An 18,778-nucleotide genomic window follows, 5' to 3' on the forward strand; every position below is an offset into this window, starting at 1 on the left:
GACTTACCGACCGTCGACTTTGGTGAAGATCATCTTGCCCGCGTTGGTTTGTAGCGTACTGGTAACGCGAACATCCAGTTCCTGGCCGATCCGATGGCGACCGCCTTCGACGACGACCATGGTACCATCATCGAGGTACCCGATCCCTTGTTCAGGACCTTCGCCGGGCTTAATCACCCGCAATCGGAACGTTTCGTCAGGCAAGAAGACCGGACGCAACGAGTTACTGATTTCGTTCAAGTTGATGACGGGCACTCCCTGAACCTTGGCCACTTTGTTCAAGTTGTAATCGCCGGTGACCACTTTCCCTTCCAAATGTTTGGCAAGCAAAACCAGTTTCAGATCGACGGTTTGGCCGGCCAATTCGGGAAGATCGCGGTCAAAGATCTGCAAGTCGACGTTCTCATCGGCTCGCAATCGGTTGAGCACGTCGAGTCCGCGACGCCCACGGGTACGGCGGAGTTTGTCACTACTGTCCGCGATCGCCTGCAACTCACTGAGCGCGAATCGTGGCATGATCAACTGATTATCAAAGACCCCGGTGGCGACCAAGTCGGCGATCCGGCCGTCGATCACCACGCTGGTGTCCAGGATCAAGGGCTTGAACCCTTTAACTTCACGGACGAACTCAACGTAAGGAATCAAAAAGCGGAAGTCATCTTTCGTTTGCAACAGCACCGACGTGCACAGATAACACAGCATCAACCCCACGACTAATCGGACTTCGTTGACATTGCCGAGTTGCTCGAGCAGTGGCGCTGCTGCGATCGTCAAAATGTAGGTCAACAGTACGCCGATGAGCACGCCGAAATAGACCGACGTGATCGTATCAATCCGCTTGCGCGGCAAATAAATGTCAAGAACCACCATCACCACGGCCAATCCCATGATGAGAATGAAGTTCAACCACGGCAACGAAGCCGAACTGCCGCTGGGCAAGGACGAATTGATGATCGCCGAAACGCCACCGGCGCACAGCAAAAAGAACAGTCGTAAAACAATGAGAGCCATTTTGTTAGCGGCCTCCGAATCCGGACGCCGCCCTAATGATAGGAGAGGGATGAGAGCTTGGCAGGTAATCCGACAGTGTAAATGCTCGGCGGTATCCGCCCAGGGGCCAAGTCGCGGTTTCCACAGCGAATCAGATCTGTCGTATCCTTGACGACGGATTAGGCGAAAAAGTTCACCTGTGCCGGTTTTACCAATCCGCCAGTGGCCCGTGACTCGATTGCGACAGATTTTCGAATTGCTGATCGCAGAACCCGTCGGTCATTCCGGCGATATACTCGCCGATCACCCGAACGAAGGGCATCGTCTCGGCACGGCGACGAAACCGCATCGGCAACCGCATCGGAGCCGCTTTCAGAGCCGAAAATAGCGTCGCCACACGGTCGGCGGCCGACTCTCGCACGGGCATCAGCCGCGGATGCCGGTAAACGGCATCGAACAAAAACTGCTCCAGTTCGATCCGCTCCCGCATCACCTCGTCGGAATGACCGACGCGGATGCCCGCATCGCGGACCTGGTCGGCGGACATGCCTTCGGCCACTTGAAGCTGTTCCAGCGAGTTTTTGAGAAGATCACTGACTTGCAAGTCGATCAGTTCGTGGACGAGCAACTGCCGCATCGGATTGCCCAAAATCTCCATTTTGGAGGGGTCAGCCGAGATCCGCGTCAGACGTCCCGTCGATTCGCTTGACTTTTGCCGCACCCGGTCCATCGCCCGTTGAATGATCCCCAATTGCATTAGACTTTCGACGCTCAGCAACCCCATCTGCAAGGCATCGTCGACGTCGTGAGCGTCGTAGGCAATGGAATCCGCCAAATCAACGATCTGAACTTCGAGCAAGGGTGCCCGACCGATCGCGGCTTCGCTTTTGTGGGCCCGTGTGTCTTGGCCGGCTAAGGTTTCCGCCGAAAGGTTCAATCCCGAGAATGCGTGATACCGCTGTTCGAGTTGCTCGACAATCGTGAGCGCGAACTGATTGTGCGAAAAGCCACCGACTTCCGCCATGCATTCGCTCAGCACGTCTTCGCCACAATGGCCAAAAGGCGGATGACCGATATCGTGCAACAACGCCAGCGCTTCGGTTAAATCCTCGTTGAGCCTCAACACGCGGGCGATCGTGCGGGCCACCGAAGCCACTTCAAACGTGTGCGTTAAGCGAGTCCGGTGGTAGGTCCCCATCTCACCGGTAAACACCTGCATTTTTCCCGACAGCCGTCGAAACGCGCTGCTGTGCAAAATCCGGTCGCGATCTCGACCAAAGGGGCCCCGGTAAGCGTGCGGTGGTTCGGGATGCACGCGTCCTTCGGTATCCCGACTGTGCATCGCATAGGATGCCAATAACAGGTGCTCCCGATCGGCATATCGTCTCAAATCGATCAACGGACCGGCGGCAGGCATGTCAATGAGAGGGGGCTCTGCAAAATGCGTGATAGACAAAGGCAGATCATCGTAAGGAAGTGGATCGGATGAAAGAGATAATGGATCCGAGTTCATTCCAATCGAAGGGGCCATTTGTTTTTGCCAATTCAATCGGCTTTAACGAAAATCATCATAGCTTTTTTCCACTAAAACGCCCAGTGCGATCATTTTTGAATGAATCGGTTGTGTAGTTTGGGAGGCCGAATAGACTGAGCGTGACGGACCTCCATCTTAAAATACACGCATGTTCACTAACATCGGCTCATGACTTCACCCGAATTCGCAATTCAAGACGTCGTGGCTGCTGCCAGTGCGGGAAGCATCGACTCAGCGGCACCCTCATCGGCGAGCCAAGCTGCTCAGCCCACACCTCTGCGTTTTCGCGCGGCGAAGGTCTTCCTCGCTCTGCCGGCTTACAACGAACAAGAATCCCTGCCGGAGTTGCTTGAACGGATCGGCGAAGCGTTCGCCGACAGCGGTTTGGAATATGAAGTCGTGATCGTCGATGACGGCAGTCGTGACGACACGGCTCAGATCGCATCCCAGATGTCGTTTCAAATGCCACTCCACCTCGTTCGTCACTCGACCAATCAAGGACTCGGCCGCACCATCCGTGACGGGTTACGCGAAGCCGTCGACCGTGCGGGTGAGCGAGACATCATCATCACAATGGATGCCGACAACACGCATCCCCCCGGATTGATCAACCGCATGGTTCAATCGGTCCATGAAGGTTGCGATTGTGTCATCGCATCGCGTTTCCAAACCGGTGCCTGCGTCGTCGGGGTACCTTTCGAACGACACCTGCTGAGCATCGGCGCCCGTGTCTTGTTCACGATCCTGTTCCCGACGCGAGGTGTCCGCGACTACACTTCCGGTTACCGCGCCTACCGCGCTTCGGTGATTCGAAGTGCGTTCGATCACTACGGCGATGACTTTGTCGGCGAAACGGGCTTTTCGTGCATGGCCGACGTACTGCTGAAGTTGCGTGCGATGAAATGCGTCTTTGGCGAAGTACCGCTTCGATTGCGATACGACCAAAAGGGCGGCGAGAGCAAGATGCGAGTTTTCCACACGATCGGGTTGACGCTAAAACTGCTCGCGCGACACCGTTTCGTGGGCTCGTAGTCGCATGCCCGAATCTTCGCGATGGTTGGTCATCGGCGGCGGCGTCATGGGATTGCAAGTCGCCACCGATTTGATCGACCGCGGCCAACAGGTCACCATCGCCGAAGCGGCACCGACGATGGGAGGCTTGACGAGCGCATGGCAACTCGGCGATGTCACTTGGGATCGCTTTTATCACGTCACGTTGACGAGTGACACCGTGTTGCGAGACCTGCTCAGGCGGCTCGACCTGGAATCTCAGATGCAGTGGGTCGAAACCAAGACCGGTTTCTATTCCGGCGGACGGTTGCATTCGATGAGCAACACGGCGGAGTTCCTGAAATTCCCGCCACTGAATTGGATCGAGAAACTGCGACTGGGCGGTACCATTTTCTACGCGTCGAAGATCCGGAACTGGCGACGTCTCGAAAAACTCACCGTCGAACAATGGCTGCGGCGCTGGTCCGGCAACGGCGTCTTTGAAAAAATTTGGCATCCGCTGCTTCAGGCGAAACTCGGTGAAGCCTACAAGCAGACGTCGGCGGCGTTCATCTGGGCACACACGGCGCGGATGTATAAAGCGCGACGCAGTGGCATGAAGACCGAAATGTTCGGCTACGTCCCCGGCGGCTACGCGAACATCTTAACCAGATGGGTCGATTGGCTGCGACAACATGGTGCGACGACCATGGCTTCGTCTCCGGTTCACAAAGTGGTAACCCACACGGAGGGTGGTTTGCGGGTCGAGTTCGGCGACGGGCGGTCCGAGGTGTACGACAACGTGATTTCCACGATCGCCTCACCTCAAATCGCCCAGCAGGTTCCCGAACTCGATGAGAGCGAAAAACAACGACACCGGGGCATTCGATACTTGGGTGTGGTTTGTGCCTCGATGTTGATGCAGCGACCGATCAGCCCCTACTACGTGACGAACATCACCGACACGTGGGTGCCGCTTACCGCCGTGATCGAAATGTCAACGATCGTCGACTCGCAGTCGCAACTCGGAGGCAAGCATTTGGTGTACTTACCCAAATACCTGCCCGACGATCATGACGGCTTGAACGAGTCCGACGAAGACTATCGCGAGAAGTGCCTGTCGACATTAGAAAAGATGTACGATCACTTTTCACGCGACCAGGTTCTCGACTTCAAGATCGCTCGAACCAAATACGTCGCTGCGCTGTCGACGGTCGACTACAGCACCCGTTTGCCCCGAATTGTCACCAACGTGCCCGGCTTTTATGCGTTGAACTCGGCTCATATCGTTAAAGGCAACTTGAACGTCAACGAAACGATCTCATTGGGCACCGAAAAGTTCACCCAAGAAGTCTGGCCCGATTACCTATCAAGAATGGAAGCCTCGGCCGGTCAAACACTTCATCAATATTTAAAGTGAAGGCTGGCATAAAACGTGGCACGGTGGTCCCCACCGTGATTCTCGACGGAGGACCGTCGAGCCACGTTGCTGACACCCTAAAGTCAAAGGTGGATGAAGCTTTAGTTCAAATGCAGAATGTCGTTGGCAAAGACGAAGATCATCAAGGCCAACAGCGCCAACACACCCGCGAACGTCAAACGCATCTCCAACGCCTCATTGAGCCGCTTGCCGCGGATCGCCTCGGCGGTCAAGAACAACATGTGGCCGCCGTCGAGTGCCGGGATCGGCAGGAAGTTTAAGATCGCCAAGTTCATACTCAACATGGTCAAGAACAACAGTTGGGCCGACACGCCCCGCTCGGCTTCGTAACTGGCCATTTGAGCGATTCGAATCGGGCCGCCTAAGAACTTGGCTTCGACTTTGCCGGTCACCAACATGCCCAAGAACCGACCCACGTTGCCCAGTCGGCGGACGCCTTCGCGAAGCCCCAGCGATAACGCTTCTCCGAACGAATCGGCCGTTTGGATCGCATCGACGGCCATGAAATTGATGCCTCGGTCATACCAAAATCGGTCCGTTGCTTGAACCATCATCTTGGTTTCGATCACTTCGCCTTCAGGAGGCCGAGTCGCTTTGATTAAGACCTCGGTCCCTACCGGCAAGATTTGAATGGTTTCCATCAATACGCCCAACGGCATCGCATCGCCGACTTCCCAGCCTTTGCTAAGGGTTTGAATGGTTTCCTCACCGATGATATCGACGAGTGATTGACGAGCTTGCGGGTCAGTGAATCGGATCCGCACTTCGCGGACAAGGTCGCCAACTTTAAGATCGCTCGCTTCGGCCGTCACTCGGGTCACCACCGTGGTCGGCGCGTAGGCCAAGCCCAACGACTGGATGCCCATCGTATCACCGAGTTCTGAGACGGGCGATTTGGTTTGGACGATCGAGGCGGGTTGCAACGACACCGTCTTTTCGATCGCGTCGTCGCCTTCGCCCCGACGGATCTGAACTTCGATGTCTTGCCCGGTCATGAACGAACGCAACAGCAACGAGTATGCGTCCAGGTCCGCGTCACCATCGACGGAAACGATTTGGTCGCCGATCTTCAGCCCTGCCGCCTCCGCCGGCCCGCCCTTGACCAACGCTTTGATCGGTCCAACGCCGAAGCGAACGCCGAAGTCCTTTTCATTTTGTGGTGCCAGGGTGATGCTTCGATTCGTTCCATCGACACTGACCAGGGTTAACTCGATCGGTTCCGATGGCGAACTGACGATGCGGTCGAGGACGGGAGTGATCGGCATCAACGCGTTCGCGTCGAGCGGCTTTCCGTCCATCGCGATCACTTCGGCACCTGCGTCATCGTCGGTCAGCACGTTGGCGGCGGCGCTATTGGGCATCGCGAACAATTTGGAAGGCAACGAAGTGCCCGTCGGTCCGTGGATACCGATCAGCTTCAAGCTCGGTTCGATCGGATGCGACTGAGGGGTAAGCTCGTAGTCGCGGATTTCGTCATCGTAGGACAATCGCACGTCGATGGCTTGGTCAGGCGTGTCCATGCCTTCGGTCATGATGGCGAGTTTCATTTCGTTGAAATGCAATTGCTCGTCGTCGGGAAGATCCGCGACCGAAATCACACGACCTCCCGGTTCGATCCCCGCCTGCCAAGCCGGCCCGCCGGGCGAGACCCCACCCACGATCGCGGGTGTGTAGGGGACGCCGTAAAAGTAAGCGATCGTGGCGAATAAAATTCCCGTGATCACATTCATGACCACGCCCGCGCTGATGATGATCATCCGTTGCCAAACTTTTTTGGCCGGATAACTGCGCGGATCCAGTTCGGGTTCGGCGTCTTCGTCACCGCCCGCCAATCGGATCCGCTCGGCTTCCTGTTCGGCTTTGCGTGGGTCGTCGTCTTGGCCGAGCATCTTGACGTATCCACCCAAGGGAATGATGCCGATGCCGTATTCGGTTTCACCATAGGTGAACTTGCCCAACGTCCGGGGAAACTTGATCGGCCCGATTTGGATCGGCACATCAAACCCAACGTAAAACTTTTCGCATTTGACCCCGAACGACTTCGCCGCGACGAAGTGGCCCAACTCGTGGACAAACACGACCAAACCGATCCCCAAAGCGACCTTGGTCCACAACCAAGTCGATGTCAGCAAGGTCACGATCCAACTGGGATCCTCCGACGCCGCCAAAAGGATCAAAACGAGCGGATTGTCGATAAACGGTGACATGAATGGCGAATGCTATTGGAGGAGACGGGGGAACAGAAAAAATCAAACGACAAGCTTAACAGCCAACTTGGCCGCGTATTCTCTTGACCAAGTGTCGAGTTCGAGCAATCGGGTTAACGTCGGTTGGGACTCGTGATGATGAGAACGCAGCGTTTCCCGGCAAAGTTCAGCGATGTCAGTAAAGCGAATTTTACCGGCCAGGAAAAGTGGAACCGCCGCTTCATTGGCCCCGTTGACCACCACCCCAGCGGTTCCGCCCATTTGAGCGACTTCGAATCCCAGCGTTAACGCGGGAAAACGCTCGTGATCGGCCGGCGAAAGCGTCATTTCCCAAAAATTGCCGCGATCGAGCGGCGGGGCGGGACAGGGCAATCGCTCGGGGTACGTCAGGGCGTACTGAATCGGCAATCGCATGTCCGGAGGACTGAGCTGCGCGATCACGCTACCGTCGTCGAATTCAACCAACGAATGAATGATCGACTGCGGATGAACGACAACCTCGATCCGATCGTGCGGAACGTCGAAGAGCCATTTTGCTTCGATGATTTCCAATGCTTTGTTCATCATCGTGGCCGAATCGATCGTGATTTTTTGCCCCATATCCCAGGTCGGATGGTTGAGAGCTTGAGCAGGTGTTGCGTCTCGCATTTGATCGACCGTCCATCCGCGAAACGGCCCGCCACTGGCCGTCAGAATCAGCCGCCGAACGCCGGGATACTTTTGGGAAAACCGGCGGTCGCATGGCGAGTTGGCGTTGTCATCGCCGGTCGTCTTGGCGAGCGATCGGGCTTCGGCCAAGCATTGGTAGATCGCCGAATGTTCACTGTCGATCGGCAATAATACCGATCCGCTCTCGAGGGCTGCCTGCGTGACGACCGGACCGGCCACGACAAGCGTTTCTTTGTTGGCCAACCCGACGCGTTTTCCAGCCCGAACGGCTTCGAGCGTGCTTTCCAGCCCCGCCCGCCCGACGATCGCGGCGACGACGGTGTCCACCGATGCGTCCGTGGCCGCCCGAACGAGCGCCTCGGGGCCGAAGTCCAACCGGCAGCTAGCGTGAAGTTGATGGGTCTTCAGCGTCGATCGAGCGGACGTTTCTCGTTCGGGGTCCGAGACCACGATCGTACCGGGGACCGGATCGGAGCCGGCAGCGAGTTTCCCGAGAGAATCGATGCGACTGTGTCCCGAGATCGACCAAGCCCGCCAGTCACGCTCGGGATCATGCCGCCGCAATGCCGCGATCACGTCAAGCGTCGCGGTCCCGATGCTGCCGGTCGCCCCTAAGATCGCAACCCGCCCGCCGGAACGCCCAATGGACTCTGTGTCCGATGGCGATGAACGTAGTGTCGGAGACGCGACAGCGGCAGAAACAGGAGCGGTTTCGGACAAGAGTGACAACGAGAGTCATTGGAATGGAATGAACGGTCCAACCTTAAGGCTGGCAAACCTTCTGGCTGGCAAACCTTTTGGCGGGCCCGTTCGTCTAAATCGACACGCCGCTATAATGGCGGATCACGTTGGCAATCACAATCCGAATAACCGATATCGGCGGCATCGTGGACTCGGAATTGCAGTGCCTCCCCGCAGGCCAATCGACGTGAAAAGGGCGGAGCTGACTAACGTCAATCGCTTAGTCGTGCCTGACCACTCGCTTACTCTCCCGACTTTCTTCTCACCACGCAGATTCAGTACGCATGAGCGATAAACCGAAATCGAGCCGTCCGTCGTCCGAAAACCGGGGAACCGGCAATATTTGGTTGGTTCTGATCGGAGTAACCGGACTTGTGCTTGTGAGCGCCTTTTTGGTCTCCGACGATCGAAAACGTTTGACTTATCCACACCTGAAGCAACTGCTGACGGTCGCGGCGCGGGAAAGGTCACTGGAAACGGAAGCGACTGAAAACGCGACCGAAGCCGTCACCGAAGACGTCTCCGAGACCGACGTTGAGGCCGAAGCGGAAGCCGAACTCCGCCAAACGGTGGCCGCGCCCGCAAAGACCGCCGGCCGGGCCCGCGTGTTGGTGCCCGCAACCGATCCGGCGTATTGGGTCGAGTACAGCTCACCGACTGATATCTTGGTCGCCGACGATCGGATCACCGGCAAAGTCGACTATCGGGTCATTTCCAAGAAGACCGGTGATGCGAAAATCACGTCCAAGCAAGTCGACTTTCTGACGATTCGCGGTTATCCGAACGACGCGATCTCCGCCGAGTTCATCTCCTTGCTCGAACAATCCGGCGTCGCCTGGGACAACGATCGGCCGAGTCGTTTTCTGGAAAATCACTGGCCCGAACTGCTGATGATCGGCGTGTTGGTCGCCTTGGGGATCGTGATGTTGCGACGGATCGGTGGCGTCGGCTCGCCGATGTCGTTCTCTCGCAGTCGTGGCAAGCTGTACAGCGAAGATGATTTGCCGACGACCTTCGAAGACGTCGCCGGGATTGATGAAGCGGTCGACGAAGTCCAAGAAGTTGTCGACTTTTTGCGCGCCAGCGAGAAATACCAGGCCCTCGGCGGACGCATCCCCAAAGGCGTGCTGTTGGTCGGACCTCCCGGAACCGGGAAAACGTTGCTGGCCAAGGCCATTGCGGGCGAGGCCGGCGTGCCGTTCTTTAGCCTCTCGGGTAGCGACTTCGTGGAAATGTTTGTCGGCGTTGGTGCCGCTCGCGTTCGCGACATGTTCCAACAAGCCGTCCAGCGAGCCCCGTGCATCATCTTTATTGACGAACTCGACGCGCTCGGAAAAAGCCGCAGTGCGAACTCGGTCGGGGGACACGACGAACGGGAGCAAACCCTCAACGCGTTGTTGGTCGAAATGGACGGGTTCGACGCCAACGCCGGCGTGATCGTGATTGCCGCAACGAACCGGCCCGAAACGCTCGACCCAGCGTTGTTACGTCCCGGTCGTTTCGATCGCCATGTGTTGGTCGACCGCCCTGACGTCGCCGGACGTCAAAAAATCCTTTCGGTTCACGTTAAGAACGTCAAACTCGATGAGTCCGTTGAATTGAGCGGCATTGCGTCGATCACCAGCGGCTTCGTCGGTGCGGATCTGTCGAACTTGGTCAACGAAGCAGCCTTGCTAGCGGCCCGCAATGGGAAATCTGCTGTCGGCATGGAAGAGTTCAACGACGCCGTCGAACGAGTCACGGCAGGTTTGGAAAAGAAAAACCGCGTGATGAACGAAGACGAAAAGATTCGCGTCGCCTACCACGAGTCTGGTCACGCGATCGTCGCCGCTGCGTTGCCCAACACCGACCCGGTCCACAAAGTCAGCATCATCCCGCGCGGTCTGGCGGCGCTGGGATACATGATGCAGCGTCCCGAGTCCGAACGATTCCTGATGACGAAGTCGGAACTAGAAAGTCAGATGAAGGTGATGCTGGCGGGTACTCTAGCTGAAGAAATGGTGTTCCAAGACATCAGCACCGGTGCCCAAAACGACTTGGAACGTTGTACCGAAACGGCCCGCAGCATGGTGATGGATTACGGTATGAGCCGTCTCGGTCGGATCAACCTGCGTCGCAACACCCGCTCGCCTTTCTTGGCCGGATCGGGCGGCGGTGATTACCAGATCATGCACAGTGAGGAAATGGCCAAGATGATCGACAAGGAAGTCTCGCGAATCGTCGAAGACGCCTTGATGCAAACCCGCGAGATTTTGCAACAACGTCGCGACGTGCTTGAAGCGGTCACGCAGCGATTGCTCGAAGTCGAGGCGATCGACAGCGACGAATTGATGCGGTTGATCCAAGCCAATTCGAAAGGCCCTTGGTTGGTTCCCGGCACGGTCAACGAAAAACCCAAAGCCAAAATCGTTCGTCGCGAGCCCGAAGATTCAAGCCAACCGCAATCGCCGACGCAAACTTCGTCTTAGCATCGCGTGAACAATAAGTGATGGATTCTCAACGTGGCGTCGACTTTCAGTCGACGTTTCAGGGTTTGGCGACTGAAAGTCGCCACCACTTAATGTTCACGCGATGCTTAGTCTTGCTGGCGGCGTTGGTGCAAGTGGTCCCCGACCGCTTGGCTTCTTGGCAATCCAACGACGCAGTTTCGGTTGCCGACGCGTCGCTCGATGAATCCTTCCGTTGCAGCACGCATCTGGTCGAGTCTTGGATAACGCTACCGACCGGGGCGGCTCAATTGGCTGCCGGCCGACCCAGTGATGCGGCACCGATCCAAGACGCTGGCGCGACGATGCAAAGTGTTGGGGCGAGCCACCTTGGTGTGTCACGCTGCGAACGACAGGGCATCATTCACGGTGGTTCCTGCCCTCGTCTGACACTGTTGGATTGGAACGTGCGATTGCAGATTTAGGAACGCCCCGCGTTTCTGGCTGTTTTTATCGACGTTCGTTTTCCATCCAACTCAAAGAGCTAAGACCGTGTCTGCGCGCACCAAGAACAATAATCAGAAGAAACAACGGGCAATGAAGGTTCAATCCTCCAATGCCCTGAATCCCTCCAGTGTCCTGAATACTGACCACCACGACTGGTCCCACCATCCGTCGCTGAGGCAAGCACGGAGCCTGATCCAGGAAGGCGACTATGTCGGCGCCGCTAATTTGCTGGGATCCGCCGGACGGGACCCTTACGTCCGCAACGCGTTGGGCGTCTGCCTGATCCGAGCGGGGCAAGTCGACAAAGCGGTCGATGTTTATCGATCCTTTGTGTTGATGCCTGGTACGGTGCTGGAACGTCCCGACGTCAGCAACTCGGCGAAGCGAAATTTTGCCACCGCGTTGTTATTGAAAGGGTTCCCCAGCGGCACCCTGTCGGTGCTAGCGGAGATTCGCGATCCCGATCATCCGATGGCGGTTCGTTTGTACGCCGCGATCAGGCAATGGGAGAAATCGTTGTCTTGGTTTCGCCGACTCGACTGGAAACTCAACGGCGTCGAACCGAGCAACTGCAAGATTGTGCTCGATTTCGAGCCTGGCGAATTCGATTTTGACGTCCAAGCTCACCGTCCCGGCCAGCCTGACAAGCCTCGCAAATCGTCGTTGAAACTTGCGGCTTAAGATTGTGAAGTATAAAAACGGACACGTCTCCGAACGCACCCCGAACCGCCTCGATTTTGACTCGCTGGCGGTTCGGTTGCTATCTCGTTTTTCGTGGTTGATCCTGTTGACGGGTGCGTTGGCAACGCCCCTCCTGATTTACTGGGCTGCGTTGGCGGTCGGTACGAACTCCAACCGTATCGCCGACTGGCTGCCAGCCAATTTGCCCGAATCGGTCGAACTGAAACAGTTTGATGATTGGTTCGGTGACGGACACTTTGTCATTGTTAGTTGGGACGGCTGCCAAATCGATCTGAACGCTCTACCCGAAGAATCCCGCAGCGACGACCCGCGATTGGAAAGGTTCGCCGCGACCCTGATTGAGAGAGACGCGGCCGAGAATACACACTTCATCAAAAAGGTCGTCACGTCGCGCTCGTTGCTGCGCACGTTGACCGACGAACCGATGAATCTGCCCGCCTCCCGAGCGGTGGAACGATTGACGGGTTCCGCCATCGGACCGGACGGTCAAGGATGCGCGATCGTATTTCTGTACGACTTTCCCACCGAAAAGCTGCGACAAGCGATCGGGTTTTGGACGCCTCGCTGGATCGACCGGATTGCCGGTTCGCCGGACAAGTCGCAAGGCTTGTTGTTTCGAACGCTGGTGACGTGTGAGATTCCGCTTGAATCGGCGCACCTTGGCGGGCCGCCGGTCGACAATCTCGCGATCAACGAAGAAGGCCAACGGACGCTGATTCGTCTGGCCATCGCCGCCGGTGGCTTGGGCCTTGTGTTGTCGTGGTGGTCGCTGCGCAGTATTCGCTTGACCGTCATCGTGTTCCTGTGTGGCATCCTCAGCACTTGTGGCGCTACCGCGGCGATCTGGATCACGGGTTGCCATGCCGACGCGATCGTGCTGGCGATGCCGTCATTGATTTACGTGCTGACGATCTCCGGTGCGATTCACTTGGTGAATTATTACCGTGTTGCGGCCGAGGAAACCGGAACGCGGACGGCTGCCGCACGCGCCATGGCGATGGGGATGAAGCCGGCGGCGCTGTGCAGCGCGACGACCGCGTTGGGGTTGTTGTCACTGTTGGCAAGTGACTTGACGCCGATCCGAAGATTCGGAAGCTTCTCAGCGCTCGGCATGGGTTTGATGTTAATTGCGTTATTTGTACTGTTGCCCGCCGCGCTGCAATTCTTCGGCCGCCACGACGGGTTCGAACGATCGTCAAAGCATCTCGATCCGGAGACGAAAGCCGGAATGCGATCGTCCACGAAGTCTCACCGATGGAAAACAGCTTGGGTTCGGAGAATGATTCGCCATCATCGCGGCATCGGGTTAGCCACCGCGATTGGGTTGATCGTCTTATCGTTCGGTCTTCCCCGGATCCAAACCTCGGTCGACTTGCTGAAGTTGTTCGACGGGAAAACACGTATCCTAGCCGACTACCACTGGCTCGAAGAAAACCTTGGCAACTTGGTTCCTCTTGAGGTGCTGATTCGATTCGATGGACGTCATTTGGGTGACAGTTCATCATCAGCCCAAAATCAAACACTCACGATGTTGGATCGCGCCAAAGTCGTTGAAGGCGTTCGCAACGCGATTGATCATCAGTTCGGAATGCATGGGCAACAGTTGATCTCGACGTCGATGTCCGCGATCGCGTTTATCCCGGAATTGCCAACTCACAATAAGGGCATAAGTGGAGTTGTTCGTTACCGAATTTTGAACAGCAAGCTTCAAACCGGACGCCAAGCCCTGATCGAAAGCGGTTACTTGGCGATGGATCTCGAGTCGCAAGACGAACTTTGGCGGATCAGTTTGCGGGCGGCCGCGTTCAAGGACGTCGACTTTGGCTTGCTTGCGAAAGATATCCGGAATGTCATCGCACCGATGATCGCGCAAGCCAATGTCGAGTTCAATTCTGGGAAAGATTCAGCGAGCGATCGTCCTGCAGTTTCGGTGATCCACACCGGTGCCATTCCCATTATCTATAAGGCTCAGCGCGAGCTATTGGACGGCTTGATCGAAAGCACGCTGTGGTCGTTCCTGACCATCACGCCGCTGTTGATGTGGGTGACACGAGGACTTGCGTCGGGCTTGGTTGCGATGATCCCCAATCTGCTGCCCGTATTGGCCGTGTTCGGTTCGATGGGCTGGTTGGGGATCCCCATCGACATTGGTTGCATGATGACGGCAAGCATCGCGTTGGGTGTGGCAGTCGACGATACGATTCACTTTCTGCATTGGTATCGACACTGCCAAACGACTCAGCCGGATCGCAATAGCGCGATCGAAGCGGCGTTTTTGGGATGTTGCAACCCGACCCTTCAAGCGGCCGTGATCAACGGGTTAGGGCTTTCCGTGTTTCTGCTAAGCACGTTTGTGCCGACCCGTCAGTTCGGATTATTAATGTTGGTGATTCTCAGTTGCGGCGCCGTTGCCGAATTGGTCCTGTTACCGGCCATCCTGGCCAGCCCCCTGGGAAAGGCTTTCGACCTTCACGGTGGCAAACCGACCTCGCAACGTGCGGTAGCGGAGTTCCAACATCACCACCAGCAGCACAACAACAGCGATGCCACCGAAACGAACGATCACACTGTCCTTGTCCATCCACGGGGCGATAACATCAGCAAACCAGTACATCATTGCGTTGCCGATCAAACTACCCCAAAAGATACTCACGACCTTTCTCGCTCACTAACCAATGCACATGCAACCTATCCAACTAGATGAACCCCATGACGCTCGTCCGTGGTGGCAACAATTGACGGCTTATCACTGGTTCGTGTTTCTGATGGCGTCGCTTGCGTGGCTGTTTGATTGCCTCGATCAACAGCTATTCATTCTGTTTCGTGACACGGCTTTAACGAACCTGCTGCCTGAAGGCGCCAACGTGAAAACGTTTGGTGGTTACGCCACATCGATCTTCGTGGCTGGGTGGGCCACCGGTGGACTGTTTTTCGGATCGCTGGGGGACCGGATCGGGCGGGCCAAGACATTGACGATCACGGTCTTGCTGTACTCGGTTTTCACAGGACTCTCTGCCTTATCGACATCCTGGGTCGACTTTGCGGTCTACCGTTTTATCACAGGCTTGGGCGTCGGCGGCGTCTTTGGTTTGGCCGTCGCCTTGATCGCAGATACCCTGCCACCGGGAGCGCGAACGTGGGCCCTTGGTGTACTGCAAGCGCTTTCGGCGATCGGCAACGTGACCGCCGGATTGATCAGTATGTACATGGGAACGTTGATTTCAGCGCAGCAGATCACGTCCGACCAAGCATGGAAATACGCATTCTTGGTCGGCGCCATTCCGGCTTTCTTATGCGTCTTCATTCAGTTGCGATTGAAAGAACCCCAAAAGTGGACCGAAGCACGGGAGGCGGGGCGATTGAGCGGCGTCAAGTTCGGCTCGTACGCTTCGCTGCTCGGCCCCGGACGATGGCGCAAACCAGCCATTCTTGGAATTCTGCTCTGTATCACCGGCGTCATCGGGCTGTGGGGAATCGGTTTCTTCGCGCCAGAACTGGTCGGCGATGTCATCCATACCTCACTGAAAGACAAAGGCCTCAGCGACACCGAGATCGCCAGCCAAGCGACGTATTACAAGGGGCTCAATAGTATCATCCAGAATGTAGGTGCTTTTTTGGGAATGCTATCTTTCGCCTATATCGCCCAGCGAACAGGTCGAAAGTTTGCCTTCGCGATCGCCTTCATCGGTGCCTTTCTAGCGACGAACTTGTACTTTCGCATGTTCCAAGGCGTCGATCAATTGTGGATGAGCGGGGTGATGGGATACTTTCAATTGGCGTTATTTGCCGGGTTCGCGATCTACTTGCCCGAGTTGTTTCCCACTCGACTGCGTAGTACGGGGACCAGTTTTTGCTACAACGTCGGGCGATTTCTTGCCGCCACGGGGCCATTCACCTTGGGATTGTTACAACAGAAATTAGGCGAATCAGCGATCGCGAAACTTCCCGAAACCGCGAATGCTGTGGCAAGAGATGCCGCCCGATTGTCTGCGTTTCGGGATGCAACCTCCTGGGTCAGTCTCGTGTTCATCGCCGGTTTAGTTGTCGTTTATTTTCTCCCCGAAACCAAGGGACAACCACTTCCCGAAGACGACTAACGGTGGACAAGGGAATGAGTGGTGATTTGTTTTCGATTTGCGACGCAGAGTCGTTTTTGTTTTCCTGGCTGATATCAACGTTTGCGGCGATTGACCGATGATGCGAACACTGGAGTTTGAAACGAAAGGCGAAATCCAAGGCAAGGCCAAGGAATCTGTCGGCGACGAATTCGCTCATTCCCCCAAACAAGATGCCTTGATCTGGATCGACATCGAGGCTCCAACCGAATCGGAACTGGCAATGCTCGCCAACCGGTTCGGATTTCATCCCCTGGAGATCGAGGACTGCACGCACTTTGACCAACGCCCCAAGCTGGAAGATTACGACGATCACTTATTCATCGTGACTCACGGTTTTTGCCTTCTTTCGACGATGGCGGACGAAGCGCATATTCAAGAGTTGCATTCGTTCTTGGGAAAGAACTACCTAGTTACGGTTCACGATGAACCATCACCCTCGCTCAACGGTGTTTGGAGTCGACTAGCGGCGGATGCTACCGCCGCGCGACGCGGTGTCGATTTCATTCGCTATCTGATCGCCGATGCCGTAGTCGACTCGATGTTCCCGGTCATCGACCGATTGGCCATCGAGATCGAAGGCATCGAAGAAGCCCTGCTCAATCAAGGGTCCACCGCAGCCAATTTAAAGGAGATGCTTCGACTGAAGCGACAGCTTATTTCGATGCGTCGCGTTTTGCCGCAACAAAGAGACGTGCTTTCTCAACTGTCAAAACGAGAGGGAGGATTTATCAGTGAGAAGACTTCGCCCTATCTCCGAGACGTCTACGATCATCTGCTGAGAATCAATGAATCGATTGAACTCAATCGTGAACTACTAGGCAACGTGCTCGATGCATTTCAATGGGTCGTATCGCAGCGCACCAACGACATTATGAAGCGATTGACGATCGTCAGCGCGATCTTCTTGCCGTTGACGTTTATCACAGGATTCTTCGGGCAAAACTTTGAAAGCTTGCCGTTCGACTCCAAAGGGTGGATGTCGGCGATGCTTGTCAGTTGTGCCATCGTGCCCGTCACGATGCTTTGGTTTTTTCTTCGAAGTCGTTGGCTGTAATGGCGACGAATACAGTGTCTGTTGAGCGACGTCATGTTCTCGCGGCATCACGTGATGCCGTCTTTCTAACCTCAAAACGATACGTCCAGCGACGTTAAAGTGAATTTCGATGAATGATACGGTATGGGCCTCGCTACAGATGTTAGGGGGCCTGATGGTTTTGGTCGGTGGCGGGGAGCTGCTAGTCCGCGGAGCTTCGAATCTGGCTGTTGCCGCGAAAATTTCTCCTCTTGTGATCGGCTTGACGGTCGTGGCGTTTGGAACGAGCGCGCCTGAGCTTGCGGTTTCGGTGCAAGCATCCTTCGCCGGCAGCGCTGACTTGGCGATCGGCAACGTGGTGGGCAGCAACATTTTCAACGTGCTGTTCATCCTGGGACTGTCAGCGTTGATCATTCCGTTGGTGGTCGCCAGCGAGTTCATCCGTCGAGACGTCCCGATCATGATCGGCGTTTCGATGCTAATGCTGATCGTAAGCTTGGACGGTCGAATCGGCCGATTCGACGGCGCGGTCCTGTTTTCGGGGATCGTCGCCTACACGTGGTGGTGCATTCGGGCGAGTCGAAAAGAAAATCAACTCGTTCAAGACGAATTCGCAAACGAATGGTCGGCAAAGAATTCTGGAAAATCCTCGATTTGGATCAACCTGGTTTTGATTCTATGCGGGCTGTTCCTTTTGGTCGCCGGATCAAACTGGCTACTCGATGGAGCGGTGATAATCGCCAAAAGCTTTGGTGTCAGTGAGTTGGTCATTGGATTGACCATCGTCGCCGCCGGTACTTCATTGCCTGAATTGGCGACGTCCATCATTGCCGCGATCAAGGGGGAACGCGACATCGCCGTCGGCAACATTGTCGGTAGCAACGTCTTTAATGTTTTGTGCGTGCTGGGACTGTCTGGGCTGTTAGCGCCCGACGGGATTGGCGTCAGTGCTGCCGCGATTCGGTTCGACATTCCCGTGATGATCGCGGTCGCGATCGCGTGTTGGCCGATCTTCGTCACCGGCAACCTGATTGCACGTTGGGAAGGCGCCGTCTTCCTGTTTTATTACTTGGCCTACACGGCGCATCTGGTCCTCGCAGCGACCGATCACGACTTGCGTCACACCATTGGCGACGTGATGCTGCTGTTTGTCATTCCGCTGACTGTCTTGACCTTGGCGATTACGATGTGGCGATCTCACACCAATGCAGGACTGAGTAACAAACCGAGTTAAACGAATGCCTTCGTGTAAGTCTCTTGGTTGTTTACGGCATTGCGGGTTTGAAGGCAAAGTAGCGGCCTCTACTATCGCAGCGACATTGGCGATCGAATAGGATGAGGGGATGCGTTCGGCGGTCAACATTGCCGGAAGAACGCCGTGCCGAACTAAAGGTCGGACAAGACCTCGCTGGATGCCCAA

General features: G+C 56.0%; 12 protein-coding genes and 2 pseudogenes. 10 read left to right on the plus strand and 4 right to left on the minus strand.

Annotation, left to right across the window (positions count from 1 at the left end):
- Positions 1–3: 3 nt before the first annotated feature.
- Positions 4–1,011 carry a PIN/TRAM domain-containing protein gene (locus tag Pla100_RS07485; protein WP_146577039.1) on the minus strand — a complete coding sequence of 336 codons (1,008 nt, stop codon included), beginning with the start codon at positions 1,009–1,011 and terminating at the stop codon, positions 4–6.
- A 187-nt stretch (positions 1,012–1,198) separates the two neighbouring features.
- Entirely contained in the window at positions 1,199–2,389 is a 1,191-nt protein-coding gene (gene dgt, locus Pla100_RS07490) for a dGTP triphosphohydrolase (protein WP_146577342.1), read from the minus strand.
- Positions 2,390–2,692: 303 nt separating this feature from the next.
- On the opposite strand from dgt, the gene Pla100_RS07495 reads away from it, so the two are divergent.
- Together Pla100_RS07495 and Pla100_RS07500 are read left to right on the plus strand one after the other, a co-directional pair.
- On the plus strand, positions 2,693–3,556 hold the full coding sequence (locus Pla100_RS07495; protein ID WP_146577040.1) for a glycosyltransferase: 864 nt from the start codon (positions 2,693–2,695) through the stop codon (positions 3,554–3,556).
- A gap of 4 nt (positions 3,557–3,560) precedes the next feature.
- Positions 3,561–4,934, plus strand: coding sequence for an NAD(P)/FAD-dependent oxidoreductase (locus Pla100_RS07500; protein WP_146577041.1), 1,374 nt, complete (start codon positions 3,561–3,563; stop codon positions 4,932–4,934).
- Between the two features lie 101 nt (positions 4,935–5,035).
- On the opposite strand, the gene Pla100_RS07505 is transcribed toward Pla100_RS07500, so the two are convergent.
- Entirely contained in the window at positions 5,036–7,162 is a 2,127-nt protein-coding gene (locus tag Pla100_RS07505; protein ID WP_146577042.1) for a site-2 protease family protein, read from the minus strand.
- A 42-nt stretch (positions 7,163–7,204) separates the two neighbouring features.
- A complete protein-coding gene (gene dxr / locus Pla100_RS07510) occupies positions 7,205–8,551 on the minus strand; it encodes a 1-deoxy-D-xylulose-5-phosphate reductoisomerase (protein WP_390620579.1) in 1,347 nt (448 codons plus the stop codon).
- Between the two features lie 305 nt (positions 8,552–8,856).
- On the opposite strand from dxr, the pseudogene Pla100_RS32555 reads away from it, so the two are divergent.
- From Pla100_RS32555 to Pla100_RS07545, 8 genes and pseudogenes are all read left to right on the plus strand, one after another.
- Positions 8,857–9,040, plus strand: a pseudogene (locus Pla100_RS32555) (LPXTG cell wall anchor domain-containing protein); the annotation flags it as partial.
- Positions 9,041–9,234: 194 nt separating this feature from the next.
- Positions 9,235–11,040, plus strand: a pseudogene (ftsH, locus tag Pla100_RS07515) (ATP-dependent zinc metalloprotease FtsH); the annotation flags it as partial.
- A gap of 20 nt (positions 11,041–11,060) precedes the next feature.
- On the plus strand, positions 11,061–11,483 hold the full coding sequence (locus Pla100_RS07520; RefSeq protein WP_146577044.1) for a hypothetical protein: 423 nt from the start codon (positions 11,061–11,063) through the stop codon (positions 11,481–11,483).
- Positions 11,484–11,550: 67 nt separating this feature from the next.
- A complete protein-coding gene (locus Pla100_RS07525) occupies positions 11,551–12,186 on the plus strand; it encodes a tetratricopeptide repeat protein (protein WP_231602806.1) in 636 nt (211 codons plus the stop codon).
- Positions 12,187–12,190: 4 nt separating this feature from the next.
- On the plus strand, positions 12,191–14,911 hold the full coding sequence (locus tag Pla100_RS07530) for an efflux RND transporter permease subunit (RefSeq protein ID WP_146577046.1): 2,721 nt from the start codon (positions 12,191–12,193) through the stop codon (positions 14,909–14,911).
- Positions 14,889–16,304 (plus strand): MFS transporter, encoded by a 1,416-nt coding sequence (locus Pla100_RS07535; protein ID WP_231602807.1) that lies wholly within the window; start codon positions 14,889–14,891, stop codon positions 16,302–16,304. Before Pla100_RS07530 ends, Pla100_RS07535 begins: the two co-directional genes overlap by 23 nt.
- 97 nt (positions 16,305–16,401) lie before the next feature.
- The gene (gene corA / locus Pla100_RS07540; protein ID WP_146577048.1) at positions 16,402–17,379 is read left to right on the plus strand and encodes a magnesium/cobalt transporter CorA; all 978 of its coding nucleotides are present in this window, start codon (positions 16,402–16,404) and stop codon (positions 17,377–17,379) included.
- Between the two features lie 109 nt (positions 17,380–17,488).
- The gene (locus tag Pla100_RS07545) at positions 17,489–18,592 is read left to right on the plus strand and encodes a calcium/sodium antiporter (protein WP_146577049.1); all 1,104 of its coding nucleotides are present in this window, start codon (positions 17,489–17,491) and stop codon (positions 18,590–18,592) included.
- Positions 18,593–18,778 lie beyond the last annotated feature (186 nt).

This window comes from Neorhodopirellula pilleata, from assembly GCF_007859915.1.
Lineage (GTDB): Bacteria > Planctomycetota > Planctomycetia > Pirellulales > Pirellulaceae > Rhodopirellula > Rhodopirellula pilleata.

What these genes read in the sequence shown, in the direction of transcription:
- Pla100_RS07500 (WP_146577041.1), top strand. Translation starts at nt 3,561, where the DNA reads ATGCCCGAATCTTCGCGATGGTTGGTCATCGGCGGCGGCGTCATGGGA.
- Pla100_RS07545 (WP_146577049.1), top strand. Translation starts at nt 17,489, where the DNA reads ATGAATGATACGGTATGGGCCTCGCTACAGATGTTAGGGGGCCTGATG.
- Pla100_RS07520 (WP_146577044.1), top strand. Translation starts at nt 11,061, where the DNA reads ATGGATTCTCAACGTGGCGTCGACTTTCAGTCGACGTTTCAGGGTTTG.
- Pla100_RS07505 (WP_146577042.1), bottom strand. Translation starts at nt 7,162, where the DNA reads ATGTCACCGTTTATCGACAATCCGCTCGTTTTGATCCTTTTGGCGGCG.
- Pla100_RS07485 (WP_146577039.1), bottom strand. Translation starts at nt 1,011, where the DNA reads ATGGCTCTCATTGTTTTACGACTGTTCTTTTTGCTGTGCGCCGGTGGC.
- Pla100_RS07495 (WP_146577040.1), top strand. Translation starts at nt 2,693, where the DNA reads ATGACTTCACCCGAATTCGCAATTCAAGACGTCGTGGCTGCTGCCAGT.
- corA (WP_146577048.1), top strand. Translation starts at nt 16,402, where the DNA reads ATGATGCGAACACTGGAGTTTGAAACGAAAGGCGAAATCCAAGGCAAG.
- Pla100_RS07535 (WP_231602807.1), top strand. Translation starts at nt 14,889, where the DNA reads ATGCAACCTATCCAACTAGATGAACCCCATGACGCTCGTCCGTGGTGG.